At 50.2% G+C, this 14,894-nt stretch carries 11 protein-coding genes; 6 read left to right on the top strand and 5 right to left on the bottom strand.

The annotated features are described in order from the left end of the window. Positions 1-256 precede the first annotated feature (256 nt). From F566_RS34535 to F566_RS0129850, 5 genes are all read right to left on the bottom strand, one after another. Positions 257-1,078 (bottom strand): hypothetical protein, encoded by an 822-nt coding sequence (locus tag F566_RS34535; protein WP_157497208.1) that lies wholly within the window; start codon positions 1,076-1,078, stop codon positions 257-259. Between the two features lie 347 nt (positions 1,079-1,425). Then, on the bottom strand, positions 1,426-2,091 hold the full coding sequence (locus tag F566_RS0129865; RefSeq protein WP_020410734.1) for a cupin domain-containing protein: 666 nt from the start codon (positions 2,089-2,091) through the stop codon (positions 1,426-1,428). 113 nt (positions 2,092-2,204) lie between these two features. Next, entirely contained in the window at positions 2,205-3,023 is an 819-nt protein-coding gene (locus F566_RS0129860) for a DODA-type extradiol aromatic ring-opening family dioxygenase (protein WP_020410733.1), read from the bottom strand. A 39-nt stretch (positions 3,024-3,062) separates the two neighbouring features. Then, entirely contained in the window at positions 3,063-4,394 is a 1,332-nt protein-coding gene (locus F566_RS0129855; protein ID WP_026180419.1) for a sigma-54 interaction domain-containing protein, read from the bottom strand. Between the two features lie 60 nt (positions 4,395-4,454). Continuing rightward, on the bottom strand, positions 4,455-5,585 hold the full coding sequence (locus F566_RS0129850) for an HD domain-containing phosphohydrolase (protein ID WP_020410731.1): 1,131 nt from the start codon (positions 5,583-5,585) through the stop codon (positions 4,455-4,457). Positions 5,586-6,322: 737 nt separating this feature from the next. Here F566_RS0129850 and F566_RS0129845 point away from each other — a divergent pair. From F566_RS0129845 to F566_RS0129820, 6 genes are all read left to right on the top strand, one after another. Then, complete coding sequence (locus tag F566_RS0129845; RefSeq protein ID WP_020410730.1) at positions 6,323-7,222, top strand: MBL fold metallo-hydrolase; 900 nt, start codon at positions 6,323-6,325, stop codon at positions 7,220-7,222. 146 nt (positions 7,223-7,368) lie between these two features. Next, positions 7,369-9,042, top strand: coding sequence for a bifunctional protein tyrosine phosphatase family protein/NAD(P)/FAD-dependent oxidoreductase (locus F566_RS0129840; RefSeq protein WP_020410729.1), 1,674 nt, complete (start codon positions 7,369-7,371; stop codon positions 9,040-9,042). A gap of 155 nt (positions 9,043-9,197) precedes the next feature. Further along, positions 9,198-10,922 (top strand): SulP family inorganic anion transporter, encoded by a 1,725-nt coding sequence (locus F566_RS0129835; RefSeq protein ID WP_020410728.1) that lies wholly within the window; start codon positions 9,198-9,200, stop codon positions 10,920-10,922. 82 nt (positions 10,923-11,004) lie between these two features. Beyond that, the gene (locus tag F566_RS0129830) at positions 11,005-12,408 is read left to right on the top strand and encodes a WS/DGAT/MGAT family O-acyltransferase (RefSeq protein WP_020410727.1); all 1,404 of its coding nucleotides are present in this window, start codon (positions 11,005-11,007) and stop codon (positions 12,406-12,408) included. 87 nt (positions 12,409-12,495) lie between these two features. Next, positions 12,496-12,849 (top strand): phasin family protein, encoded by a 354-nt coding sequence (locus F566_RS0129825; RefSeq protein WP_020410726.1) that lies wholly within the window; start codon positions 12,496-12,498, stop codon positions 12,847-12,849. A gap of 114 nt (positions 12,850-12,963) precedes the next feature. Then, on the top strand, positions 12,964-14,817 hold the full coding sequence (locus tag F566_RS0129820) for a PHA/PHB synthase family protein (RefSeq protein WP_020410725.1): 1,854 nt from the start codon (positions 12,964-12,966) through the stop codon (positions 14,815-14,817). Positions 14,818-14,894 lie beyond the last annotated feature (77 nt).

Raw genomic sequence — 14,894 nt, 5'->3', positions numbered from 1 at the left:
ATTTAGCCATCGGCAATCCGTTTGCCATTAAGTTACAGGCGGAATCTCAAGGCTTTGGCGATCGGATTGAATTTATACAGCCCACAGTAGACAAAAGCCCAATCTACATGGCAGTCAGCCGAAAATACCCTAATGTCTTAAAGCTGGCGAGCGATCTCACGGGAGCGATCTATGAGCTCAAGCAGACTTCCATGTATCGCACAATGCTGCAGCGCTATGCATGGAGTAAGTGTCTTAGGAAACAGAGAATGGAGACTCAGGGCGGTATTAGCGTAAACCGAGGTTTTGCAGCATTTTCTCTGACCAGACCAAATTCATGGCGGATTTCGGACATCTCACCATTTTCCTCTAACAGATCCAACCATCGATTCAGATCTTCCGCCGTTACTAAGCCCCCTTCCCGGGCCAGTATGGTGTGGTGATATTCCTGGTCACAGTTTGTTGAAATGAGGAACTGTTCCCGGGTGCTCGGATGCTGCCGCATAAATAGATTAAGGTATGACCGGGTCACAATGGCTACTTCAGCAATCGCGGGCCGATCCAACAATACCAGCTGAAGATTTCTCTCATGATCTGACGACAGGAATATTCGGTAGTTGGTATTCAAATATTCATCATCGGATATATAGTTGGAAAATCCATAATGATAACCGAGAACCCCTACCAGACTACGTTCTCCGATATTGTTGAAGAAGGTCTGATCACGCTCCGGCTTACTGAGTGCCACATAGACCTCTCCCCCTCCCATGAACACGCGACTGGCCACTACGGGATACGCCTCCCAGCCCCAGATTTTGTTTTCAAACATGATCAGGTCATAGCGCTGTCGCTCAAAGTTCAGATAGCGTCTTTTTGGGGAAGTAACGGATATTTCCAGTCGAAACTTGTCCTGTATTCCGTTGATCGCCTCTACCAGTTCAACAGTAGTTCCTTCGTATTTCGGTCCGGTCTTTGCATGAGTTGAATTAAAATAAGGCGGAAACTCATATGCGCCTACTTTGACCAGCGCAGGCTTAGCAAAAACCATCGCAGGTATGAGTATAGACAAGCTCCACAAACACCATATTTTACTGTTCACATAAATTCCTCTTTGCTACCTGCAATATTCCTTTTTTTATCACCGATACCACTCCCTTTGGAAAAACGATGAAATCTCTGCAAAACGTTGGCGAGGCCGCCATTTTTTGATGCTGTAATGGCAACGCAGGTAGTTTTTCAAAGGCTCCCGAACAAGCCCCTGTTCATTGTCCTGGTAGCTCCCTCAGGCTACCGAGATATCTCCCGGTGACCTGCATTTATCTCAGGTATTTTTAGTATTTCAGTTTTGTCAGTTTCTATCTTAGACCAGGATGATCTACGGAGGTTTCATCTTCCATTGCCGTGATTGGCCTGATTTTAAAGCGTCCAATGGAGCGCCGATAGCCTCTAACATTTATTGAGATGCCCTTTTTTCAAATAGATCAAAGCCCCTTCTTCGCCAGCATAAGGCAGGTGATGAGCTGATGGCGGAAACCGTATCCAGGAGCCAGCTGGATAGATATCTGATTCGTCATACAACGTCCCCTCAAGCACCAATATTTCTCCGCCTCCAGGATAATCATATGCTGTGCCCCCAGATTGGGGCTCCCACCTGATCAGGGCGACTTGCTCTGATTCAAAGTCATGAAGCATGACCATTGTTTCCCCTTTCTGGCGACCTTGCTTCCAGGGTGCCGAGTCGGTATTCAGTACAACCTGCCGCCTGTCGTCCTCAGCGAACTGATGCCGCTTTACGAAGATGACTGCCCCCTTGTCACCGACCTTCGGACGATGACTGGTACCGACAGGATTTCTAAGATACGTACCTGCCGGATAGCAACCGTGCTCATCTGCAAACTCGCCGGCCAGAACCAGAATTTCTTCGCCACCGTCGTGCCTGTGAGGAGGGAAGTCGCTGTCAGGAGCGTATCGAACAATAGATGTGGCGCGGGCAACTTCATCACCAATTCTATCGAGCATCATACGCTCAACACCGGAAGTGGGAGACGGTACCCACTGGTAATCAGAAGGGTAAACCACGACTTTTCTGGAGAAATCAGCATTCAGACGCATAGGAAACTCTTATGAGGTGTGGGTCTCTGTCCGGAAATATAAGCCGTAACAGAAATGGTTCCGGTAAACACGACGTTCACCCGATAGGTATTACGGCGGCCAATACCCAGTTATCAGTTATTCCAAAGATAGCAACGACTCTCGATGTTCATTGTTTTAAAACGGAATACGTCAGTGACCGCATTTTCCGCCGCCCCCAGACAACAATGTAGGGGCAGAAGATGCTCTTCTCGGGGGTGGCAAAACCGGGCATTTGGCGCTTGCTCCCAGCTCTCCAAGCTGCGGACTCTGTTTTCTTCCGACAGCTCAGAAGTGGTCAGTTGTTCATCCAGCCAAACGGTAAACTCATTAACAGATTGCGAGACATTCGGCCCTTTAGGAGAGAAGAAAACTGATAGGTTATGAAAGGAAAACCCCGATCCAACTATCATGACATTGTCTGCGCGTAATCTTTTCAGCGCTTTCCCGATACGCAAATGTGCTGCGGGGTCCAGGGAGTCTTCAAGAGACAGCTGAACGACAGGAATACTGGCTTCCGGATAAAGTATTTTCAGGGGAACAAACATTCCGTGATCAAAGCCGCGTCGGTCATTGATGCGATTGTCGATATCGGATTCCGATAGCAATTGGCTGACCTGCCGGGCAAGCTCCGGCTTACCTTTGGCAGGATATCGAATTCCATAGGACTCTGGAGGAAAACCGTAATAATCATAAATCAGGGGAGGGTTCGCCCCCCCAGTGATTTCTACCGGACTGGTTTCCCAGTGAGCACTGATCAGAAGCAATGCGTCAGGTACCGGCAAATGATCTTTCAGTTCAGTAAACTTTCGCACCATTTCCGCGTGCCCGGAATGTCCAAGCAGCGGCAGAGGACCGCCACCGTGAGACAGGAAAAGAACAGGGGCCAGTGAATTCTCATTGGTATACGCCATAGTACAACTTCCTACCGTCGATCTATTGACCCAATTTTTTCAAAGGTTCCTTAGCTTTCGATAAAGGGTACGTTCACTGACACCCAGCTCCCGGGCCAGCGAGGCCTTGTCCCCTTTGTAGGTTTCAACTACCTGCGCCAGATAGTTTTTTTCCAGTTCTTCAAGCGGCATTATAACCCGTGGCAGAAACCTAGGCCTATCTCTGTATTCCAAATCATCTTCTTTAGACTCGTCAGGAGCATAAGCCCCCAGGTCCATTTCCAGATGTTCAGGCTCGATAGTGGATAAATCACAGAGTAAAACAGCACGTTCGAGACGATTCCTCAATTCACGGATATTTCCGGGAAACGCCTGATTCTGCAACCATTGCAGGGCGCGCTCCGACAATGCCAGTGGGCGTTTCGGACTGACGACCTCCAGCAAATGTCTGGCTATGTGAGGAATATCCTCCTGTCTCTCACGCAGTGCTGGCAACACGATGGGAAATGGGCTGATACGGTAGTAGAGATCCTCACGAAACAATCCTTCCCGCACCAATGCCGGCAGGGATTTATGAGTCGCACAGATCAACCTGAAGTCTGCCTGACGGGATGACACACTGCCAACCGGCCGATAGGTGCCGGATTCAATCAGACGCAACAATTTCACCTGCATCGACAAAGGAATATCACCCAACTCATCAAGAAACAGAGTGCCACCACTGGCAGACTCAACCAAGCCTTGCTTACGCTGGTTAGCGCCAGTAAAAGCGCCTTTCTCATGCCCAAAAAGCTCACTCTCAAACAGCGAATCTGTCAAACCAGAGCATTCCACTGCCACAAATGGCTTACCCGACCTTGCACTATGGTCATGCAGATACCGGGCAGCCAGTTCTTTTCCAGTCCCAGATTCCCCAAGCAACAGTACACTGATTTCCGAGTGAGCCGCCCTATTCAGCAAATCCAGCATCTTTGTGTAAGCCGGACTGAATCCGATCATGCGCTTCTGGCCCTGCGCCTTGTAGACAGGTGTCATGGTCTCGACAAAAAACTGGATTTCACCATTAACGTCGCGGATCGGGCTCATTTCCACATCCACATGCTCCCGGCCTTTAGGTGTGTTATGAATATGCAGAATTCGCTGGCGTTGACCAGTCTGCAGGCAGTGTTTTAATGGACAGGTTTCACCCGCCTGATCACAGGGCACGTTATAGCCATGGGATACGCGATGACAATTCTGGTTCAATAAGGATGCTTCCTGCTGAAATGTCTGCCTGTATAGTTCATTGGCAGCTCTGATCCGGTATTCCCGATCAAGAAGAACCGCAGGAGCCGGGATTGCCTCCAGCATCGTTGTCAGCGAAGGGAGACTATTAAGGGATATATCCGTCATTCTGTGCTGCCGCTCATCACAATCGCCCAACCAAGCAAATTTTCCTACCGGTCACCAGGCTCAACCATATGTGTTTTCCTGAAAAGCACGCTGGATTTCCAGAAGCTCCTCAGGTATTCGTAAAAGCGCCTCGACACATGCTTCATCGAGCTTAACGCCAGCCAGCTCACGGAGCTTTTCGAAGGCCCTTTCATTACTCCAGGCTTCTTTATATGGACGCTTGCTCGTCAGTGCATCGAATACGTCGGCCACCGCGACAATTCTGGCCTCCAGAGGAATCCCCTCCTCGGAAAGTTGATCCGGGTAGCCATGCCCATCCCATGATTCATGGTGGTGCAGCACAATATTCCGCAACATTTCCACATGGGAAACGCCATCCAGCCCATAGTTTTCGAGCAGGCGGTCGATCAGTTTTCGTCCCTCCTCAGAGTGAGTTTTCATCACACTGAACTCATCGTCATCCAAAGGACCCGCCTTCAGTAAAATACGGTCGGGAATCGTGAGCTTTCCGAGATCATGCAATGGTGAAAACATAAATATATGCTCAACAAAATGATCATCTATTCCCATGCTCCCTGCCAGATTTTTGGCAATGAGACGGGCATAGCGAGACATTCGCTCCAGGTGCCCACCGGTTTCAGGATCACGGGAATGGGTCATATCCAAAGCAGACTTCAATGTCGCAAGCAAAGTTCTGATTTTAGAAATCTCGCTATAGACCATGAGTGTAATCATGTGCCCGGCGACATCCATTTCAGTCATCGCCCTTTCGGTAAAAACATTCGGCTGATCAGAATTAAAAAACACAAAACCGAGAAAGCGCTCGTCCCATATCAACGGCATCGTGTAACTGGCCCGGAATCCAGCATCATAAATATTTCTGGTATGGACATGATCGCTGTTGTTGAATACCGCCAGGTCCTGAATGACTCGCGGTCTTCGGGTAGTGGCAACCTCCTGCAGGGAATTGCAGTCTGCAAGCCGGGCATGGTAATGATTCAGCGGGCTGCTCTGGTCACTACTATAGGCATAGGTCCGCAGGTAGTCGGTATCGCTGTCATACAACGCCACCGCCAGACGGGTAAGGTAAGGCATGTGGTCATTGAGTATTTGATGCATATACCTGAGTTTACCCAGAATAGAGTTGTGCTGGTGCAGGCCGCCCCAGGCATCCGAATGACTTGGGGACATTCTGACACCTCCTGTTTACTCGATGTCTACCAATTCGATTCACCCGACAACGATACAGATATGATCGTTGCCGGAACTATTATTGTTCCTGACCGGCACGGAGCGGAAATATGCCTCATTCCCCTTTCATATTCAGACGAATAATGAGAGCCCTGCCCCTAAGGTTTTACACCTGCCGCCCCAGCGCTTACACCTCATAAAAAAGCGGATGTATTTCAGCCCCGACCTTATAACTCATCAGATAAACGCAGTCCGACCTGAATAACTCTCTTCAACAGCACTCAACTACTCCGCTCATTAACTATAGCATTTCACGTTCACTAGCCGCGCTGGCGATATCAACAAATACTGACCCGATGTATACCATCTCCAACATACCTTATGTCAATTATGACAGATTGAAATGTCATTCTCGGCAGACATTTCAGCATTTAGACCCATTACCTCACAGCGTCTCACGTTAAGAATGAATAAATATATAGATATTTCGCGGAGTTATAAAAAACATCAAAATACAGGTAAACTGGCCCAACCTTTGCTCAATTACTTCTCAAGAAGATAAGCAGATAACAGATTCCGAATCCATCATTGTCAAACGAAGGAGAAACTATGAGGAAACATCCAGGGAAGCCCTTGCCACCGTCTCCTCTTTTTTCTGGCGCCATATATGTCAGAGGAGGCAAATTGAGAAACGGGATCTATATTGACATTAGCAAAGTCGATTGAAGGGGTTCACCATGACTAAGCCAATTCCATTTACACCGGATATGACGATGACACCGCAAGTCATTACTTTTTTTGACGAGCCAACCAACACCTTCTCATACATCGTCAAAGATCCAGCTTCCAACGCCTGTGCTGTTGTGGATTCGGTGATGGATTTTGACTACCCGAGTGGACGAACCGGTTATCAGAGTGCGGATGAGATCATTCGTTATATTCTGGATAACCGATTATCTCTGGAATGGATTATCGAGACCCATGTTCATGCGGATCACCTATCCGCTGCGCCTTATATCCAGGAGAAGCTGGGAGGGAAGCTCGGTATTGGTAACGCGATCACCACAGTACAACAAACCTTCGGCAAGATTTTTAACGAAGGCACGGAATTCCAACGCGATGGCTCTCAATTCGACAAACTCTTTGCCGATGGGGACAGCTACACCATTGGCTCAATGACGGCCTATGCCCTGCATACCCCAGGACACACTCCGGCCTGCATGACTCATGTCATCGGAGATGCCGCGTTCGTCGGAGATACACTCTTCATGCCTGATGGCGGAACAGCGCGGGCGGATTTTCCCGGTGGAGATGCCAGAGTACTGTTCCAATCAATTAAGCGCGTATTGTCACTGCCTGTGGATATGCGACTGTTCATGTGTCATGACTACATGCCCGGTGGCCGTGACCCTCAATGGGAAACCAGCGTCGGTGCCGAGCGCAGCGAAAATATTCATGTTAAAGACGGAACATCAGAAGATGACTTCGTCAATATGCGTGAAGCCCGGGACAAAACCCTGGGCATGCCGAGACTGATATTGCCCAGTCTCCAAATCAACATGCGGGCGGGACATCTCCCCCCCCAGGAGGACGATAGTGGCAAGGTATATCTAAAAGTTCCCATAAATGTTCTATAACAGAACATTTATGCGGTAGACGACTTAAAAGCGCAACATTGCACTAAGTTGTTTGCCAAGAGCTTTTACCTATACCGGCTTCTGTCATTTTTACGGCTGAACCTTCAGCCAGACGTATGGAAACAAAAATAAGAGGTGAAGCACTAATGCAATTCAAGCAACTAACCCCTGAACTCTATGTATCGGGACAGCTTCTTCCTGCTGATATCGCGGAAGTTGCTGCACAAGGCATCAAAACCATCATCTGCAACCGCCCGGACGCGGAAAGCAGTGATCAACCAAGCTTTGTGGAAATGGAAGAGGAAGCAGCCCGTCACGGGATCGACATCTACCATTTGCCCGTGATTTCAGGACAGGTTACGGATAACGATGCACAAGCAATGGAAACGCTGCTTGACCAGGCCGTTGGCCCGGCACTGGCCTATTGTCGCACCGGCACCCGCAGTACTCAGCTTTGGGCTCTGTCCCAGGCACTCGGCGGAGAAGACATCAACCAGCTCAGGACGACCGCCAGGTCCATCGGCTACGATGTCTATCCTTTGTTACAACGCTTCGAGGCAAACTTCAGTAAAGCACAGGCCAGCAAACCAGCCATGACTTACGAGCTGCTCATTGTTGGCGGCGGCGCTGCCGGTATCGCGGCAGCTTCAAGCCTGTTATCCCGTCATCCGGATCTGCAGATCGGCATTATTGATCCGGCAGAGCATCATTACTATCAACCAGGCTGGACTCTGGTAGGCGGTGGAGTATTCACGCCTGAAAAAACCGAGCGCCAGATGAGTTCTTTGATCCCCCGGCATGCTCACTGGATCAAGGCAGCTGTCACGTCCTTCGAACCGGAACAAAATCGACTGATGCTGGAAGATAACCGGATTGTTCAATATCGCCGGTTGATCGTTGCGCCGGGACTCAAGCTCAACTGGGAAGGGGTTGAAGGGCTGGCCGAAACCCTCGGACACAATGGCGTCACTTCCAACTATCGTTATGACCTGGCACCTTATACTTGGCAACTGGTGCAACAACTCAAAACCGGCAAGGCCATATTCACCCAGCCTCCCATGCCTATCAAATGTGCCGGTGCGCCTCAAAAAGCGATGTATCTCTCTGCGGATCACTGGCGCCGGACAGGGGTATTGAACAACATTGATATCCAGTTCTATAACGCTGGAGGCGTGCTATTCGGAGTGAAGGATTATGTACCGGCTCTGATGGAATATGTGGAGCGTTATAACGCCAAACTCAATTTCTCCCATAATCTGGTCAAAATTGATGGTTCTACACGAACGGCCTGGTTTGAACACACCAAAGCAGACGGGGAAAAAGAAGTCCTATCTACTGAATTTGACATGATACATGTCTGCCCACCTCAGCAAGCGCCGGATTTCATACGCCGCAGCTCCCTTGCGGATGACGCAGGCTGGGTGGACGTTGACCAGAACACACTGCGCCACAAACGCTATGAAAATATCTGGTCCCTGGGCGATGCCATGAACGCGCCTAATGCAAAAACCGCAGCAGCCGCCAGAATGCAGGCGCCGGTTGTGGCCAACAATGTACTGCAGGATATGGGATTGGGAACAGGGGTTGCACACTATAATGGTTATGGTTCCTGCCCTCTGACGGTCGAAAAAGGCAAAATCGTCCTGGCTGAGTTCGGGTATGGCGGCAAGCTGCTTCCGACATTTCCAACCTGGGTGCTGGATGGCAAACGCCCAACCCGTACTGCCTGGATACTGAAAGAGCGGATTCTCCCACCGGTCTACTGGGAAGCTATGCTCAAAGGGAAGGAATGGCTCACCAAACCGACCGTTGTTGAATAAAACACGCCTTACTGACGTCACACGCCGGACCAATAATCAGGTCCGGCTCATTCAGTTTCCAGGCAACTAAACTGGAAGTTCTTATGTAAATAGGCGTTTTCAAGTAAAGATGCTAATTGCCTGCCGGATTAATGACTCACCGCAAACGAGATTACATGAAGGGACTGACAAAGTATTTTCCAATACTGGAGTGGGGACGACAATACAACCGCGCCACCTTGACCAGCGATCTGGTGGCCGCCTGTATCGTCACGATCATGCTGATCCCCCAGTCCCTGGCCTACGCCCTTCTCGCCGGCCTCCCGGCCGAAGCGGGCCTTCATGCCTCGCTCTTGCCTCTGGTGGCTTACGGTTTGTTCGGCACCAGCCGGACGCTGGCTGTCGGCCCCGTTGCCGTGGTGTCCCTGATGACGGCAGCTGCCATCGGCAGCCTGGGAGTGCTGGAAACAACGGACAAACTCCTGGCTGCGGCTTGTTTGGCCTTGATGTCAGGATTGATGCTCATTGCCCTCGGGGTGCTGAGACTCGGGTTCCTCGCCAACTTTCTCTCCCACCCGGTTATCGCGGGCTTTATCACTGCGTCAGGTATTATCATCGCCCTGAGCCAAATGAAACACCTGCTCGGTATCAACGCCAGCGGCGACAATCTGGTACATCTGTTACAAGGATTATTGGCCCATCTTGATCAGATCAACTTTCCCACCCTAGTCATAGGCATCAGCGCGACCGCCTTTCTTTTCTGGGTCAGAAAAGGTTTACAGCCTTTATTACTCAAGTTCGGGATGGCTAAACGCAATGCCGAACTTGCTTCGAAAACCGGCCCAGTCTTTGCTGTAGTCGTCACAACTCTGACAGCCTATCTGCTGGATCTCGGGAGCTTGGGCGTTGCCTTGGTGGGAGATGTGCCCAGTCAACTTCCCGGGTTCAGTTTACCCAACATCTCTACGGATTTCTGGTTGGCATTGGCAGGACCTGCCGCCTTGATCTCCATCATTGGATTCGTGGAATCCGTGTCTGTCGCCCAAACTCTGGCCGCCAAACGCCGCCAGCGCATTGACCCGAACCAGGAACTGATAGCGCTGGGAGCCGCAAATGTCTCAGCGGGCTCAACTCAGGGATTTCCCGTCACTGGAGGTTTTTCCCGATCTGTGGTCAATTTCGATGCCGGTGCCGAAACCCCCGCTGCGGGAATTTATACAGCCGTAGGTATCGCCATCGCCACATTACTATTAACCCCGTTACTGGCTTACCTGCCCAAAGCGACTCTGGCCGCCACCATTATCGTGGCCGTCCTGTCTTTGGTGGATTTATCCATCCTGAAAAAAACCTGGCGATATTCCCAGGCTGACTTTATCGCAGTCAGTGCAACGATTCTCGTGACACTGGTGCTGGGGGTAGAGTTTGGAGTATCGGCTGGAGTACTGCTGTCTATTCTGATTTTTCTTCTGAAAACCTCACGCCCTCACATGGCCATTGTCGGGCAGGTGGAAGGCACCGAGCACTATCGTAATATTGATCGGCACCAGGTGATAACTCACCCGAATATTCTGTCAGTTCGCGTGGACGAAAGCCTGTATTTTGCCAATGCCCATTACCTTGAAGATCAGATCGACAATCTGGCAGCAGAGCGCCCGCCATTGCAACATGTCATTCTGATGTGCACGGCAGTGAATACCATTGATATGAGCGCCCTGGAATCACTGGAGGCACTCAACAGTCGGTTATCAGATCGTGGAATCAAACTTCATCTGTCTGAAATCAAAGGTCCGGTGATGGACAAGCTAAAACATACAGAATTTATGTCACATCTTACCGGCAATATTTATCTTACCCAGCATCGGGCAGTATCAGATCTGGTTGAACAGGATTACTGTATCTGATATTGATCAATATAACCTGACACTATCCGACTTATGCTGTGCACAGTGTCTGACGCAGAATAAGAACAATGCGGGGTGTCCCATGTCCACTGAACGAGAACTCATGTCCGGGGTCGATACGGCCTGGCTACGGATGGAATCACCGGCCAATCTCATGACGATTGGCGCTGTTCTGATCCTCGAACAACCCATCGATATTCAAAAGTTCAAGCAGATTGTTCAAGAGCGTCTGCTGAAATTCTCAAGGTTCAGACAACGGGTGGTCGAACTGAATGGATCACCGCACTGGGAGAACGACCCACACTTTCATATTGATCATCACATTCACCTGATCGGACTGCCAGGCCGGGACCAGCAGGAGGATCTGCAGAAACTGGCCGGTGATATCATCAGCACGCCACTCAATAATACTCATCCTCTGTGGCAGATACAGATGGTGGACAATTATCAGGGTGGATCAGCACTGATCTTTCGAATCCACCATTGTATTGCTGACGGAATTTCCCTGGTCAGAGTCATGCTGTCGCTGACAGACGTAGACTCTCTGCCGCCCCCAACACTTCAACAGAACAACCATCATGATCGATTGGGAAACCTCTTTACCCCGGCACTTCACTGGTTGCAGCACGAGGTTAACCTGGGCGAACAATTACTCCAGGACGGATTGGCACTGATTGAGCATCCTGAACACTTGATCGATCTTGCCCGGGAGGGAGTCGCGATCACCTCCGAGATCGCGCGAATAGCGGCCTTGCCGTCTGATCCGCCAACCTGCCTGAAAGGCTCACTCAGCGGTAGGAAAAAGGTTGCCTGGTCAGAAGGCCTCTCTCTTACGGAGGTTAAAAAAACCGCCAAAAGGCTCGATGCCACGATCAACGACATTCTATTGACAGCCGCCACAGGGGCTCTGCGCAGCTATTTACTGGAACAGCAGCCGAACCAGGGCGAATTGCTGGACATTGCCCGCCTGCACGCCGCAGTTCCCTTTAACCTCCGGCCTCTGGACAAACCCATTACCCAGCTCGGTAACCAGTTTGGATTGGTTATTGTGGCATTGCCTGTTGGTATTCAATCACCCCTTATGCGCCTGGAACAGGTCAAGCACGCCATGCACAGTCTTAAGCACTCCTATCAGGCCCAGGTGTTTTACGGCTTGCTGGGAGTTCTGGGCAAAGGTCCAAGTGTTCTGGAACAGACGGCCCTGGAAGTCCTCAGCAAAAAAGCCTCCCTGGTCATGACCAACGTACCGGGCCCCAAACAATCACTGTACCTTGCCGGAAGCCGGGTAAGGCAACCGATATTCTGGGTACCCCAGTCGGGTGAGGTCGGTCTTGGCCTAAGCATCCTCAGCTATAACGGAACTGTCCAGTTTGGTGTTGTGGCGGATGAAAACCTGGTGGCAGCTCCGGACCGTCTGGTATCGGGATTCAATGAGGCTTATCACGCGTTACAGGAATTGGCAGCCTCCCGGTCGGAGCCCTGTTGATCCAAATCAAAGGGAAGCGATTCCGGTTCACTTACACTCAATACCAGAGTTCTCAGACATCCGAAACTTCCGGAAAGGAGACAGATCATGGAAAACGCGCATTTTGACACTATGACCGAGCAAATGAAGAAAATGACGGAGCCTGCAACCAGGTTAAATGCGGTCCTGTTTGATCATATGGGCAAGTTAGCAGAGTTCCATCTGAAAACGGTTCGCGCCTATGGCGATCTGGCACTGGAAAACGTCAAAGGTGCCGCTTCGGTCAAAGACATGGAGAGTCTGAAAGCCTATGCCGGCGGACAAACCGAATACCTGGGCCAGCTTGGCAGCCGGATGATAAAGGACTTTCGTACCTTGGGAGAGTTGGGAGTCGAACTGAAAGACGATGTTGAAAAAGCATTGGCCGGCCAGAAGCCAGAGAAAAAATCCCCAGAAGAATAACAGGCTTCTTTTTCTCTCCTGATTGTCTGACCTACTTGCTATGTCGCAGTTGCAGGTAGGTGCAGAATTTCAGGGACCCTCTGATGACAATCACCAACCTGATACGGATCCGCTATGAATTCGCCTTTCTCCGACTCACTCTTTCATCATCGCCTTCTCTCTGACAACCCTGCTGTAAAGATGTTACACAGAGCCGTCGATGCCGCAGATGAGGCTGCCGTGAAGTTTCGGCACCAGCTGGAATACCTTTGGGCCGGAAACAAAGCGGTAAATGACGCCCAGATGTCGACATTGTTCGACATGATGGACAGTTACAGAGTCATTCTGGAGCAATTGGCGCTGCATCCAGTAAAGACGTCAAAGCGGGAAATAAGGCTGCTAAAAGATCAGTCCAGACTCATCATCAACTCCGCCCGCCGTGCTCTCGGACAAGAGGTCGAACCGGTTATCAGTCCTGCCAAAGGGGACCGGCGGTTTGCTCATGAAGATTGGAACGAAAACCTGCTGTTTGACTACATCAAGCAGGCTTACCTCATTAACGCCACGGCAATTCTGGAACTGGTTGACCAACTGGAAGATACCCGCACACACAGCCATGCCGAATTCGTTTTCTACACCCGACAACTGGTGAATGCCCTGTCGCCTTCCAATTTGCCTGTATTGAATCCTGAGGTTCTGCGAAAAATTCAGGAAACCAAAGGTATGAGTATCTTGGATGGTGCCCGAAATCTCTGGGAGGATTACAGAAATAATCCCGGGCTGCTGAATATCACGATGACAGACTATTCTGCCTTTGAGGTCGGTAGCAATATCGCCACAACTCCCGGAAAAGTCATTTATCAGAATGATCTGATGCAACTCATCCAATATGAGCCCACCACGGACAAGGTTTTTAAGACACCACTATTAATCATTCCGCCCTGGATCAACAAATATTATATTCTCGACCTGAAACCGAAAAACTCCTTTATCAAGTGGGCAGTAGACCAAGGCCACACCGTTTTTATCGCGTCCTGGAAAAATCCAGGGCCAGACATGGCCAGTGTTCAATTTGAAGACTATATGTCCCAGGGCTCGCTGGAAGCAATCCGTGTCGTCAAAGAAGCAACCGATGAAGAGGCACTGAATGTCATCGGCTACTGCATTGGAGGGACACTGTTAGGCTGCACCCTGGCTTACCTTCATGCCCATGGCCAAGCGGATCAGATTAAATCCGCTACCTATCTCACGACATTGCTGGACTTTTCCGACCCCGGAGAAATCGGTGTTTTCATCAATGAACATACCATCAGCAATATTGAAAAGTTCCTCGATAAGACCGGCTATTTTGACGGACGCGCCATGGCGTTCAGCTTTAATATGCTGCGGGAAAACGATCTGTATTGGGCTTACTTCGTCAACAACTACCTAAAAGGAGAAAAACCACCGGCTTTTGATCTTTTATACTGGAACTCCGACGGCACAAACCTTCCCGCGGCTATGCAAAAATACTATCTTCGGCATATGTACCTGGAAAACCGCCTGATTCAACCGGGAGGGATTACTCTGAAAAACACCCCCATCGACCTTGGCAAGATTACGACGCCCTGCTATTTCCTGTCCGCCGAGCAGGACCATATCGCCAAGTGGAATTCGACCTACAACGGCGCTAAGGCACACAGTGGTGAGGTCACTTTTGTACTCTCAGGTTCCGGTCATATCGCCGGTGTGGTGAATCCTCCGACAGCCGGGAAATACGGTTACCGGACTTTCAACCCAAAAGCATTATTGCCGCAGGAATCGGAAGAGTGGTTTGAGCACTCTACAAAACACGAGGGTTCCTGGTGGCCACACTGGCAAAAGTGGATCAAACCCCGTGCAGGACGCAAAATTACCGCACGTCACCCTGATAACGGATTACTTCCGGTTCTGGAAAATGCACCGGGAAGTTATGTCAAACAACGCATTGCTGAAGTGATCACCCCCTGACATCACAGGTTTTCATTGGAAGAGCGATCAGGATCGCGATCTCCCGGCTTGTCATGAGTGGCCATCCCGCTGAAAAA

This window comes from Hahella ganghwensis DSM 17046 (assembly GCF_000376785.1).
Classification (GTDB): domain Bacteria; phylum Pseudomonadota; class Gammaproteobacteria; order Pseudomonadales; family Oleiphilaceae; genus Hahella; species Hahella ganghwensis.
Note: the sequence above shows the minus strand (reverse complement) of the source record. Positions and strands in the feature narration are given on the sequence as shown.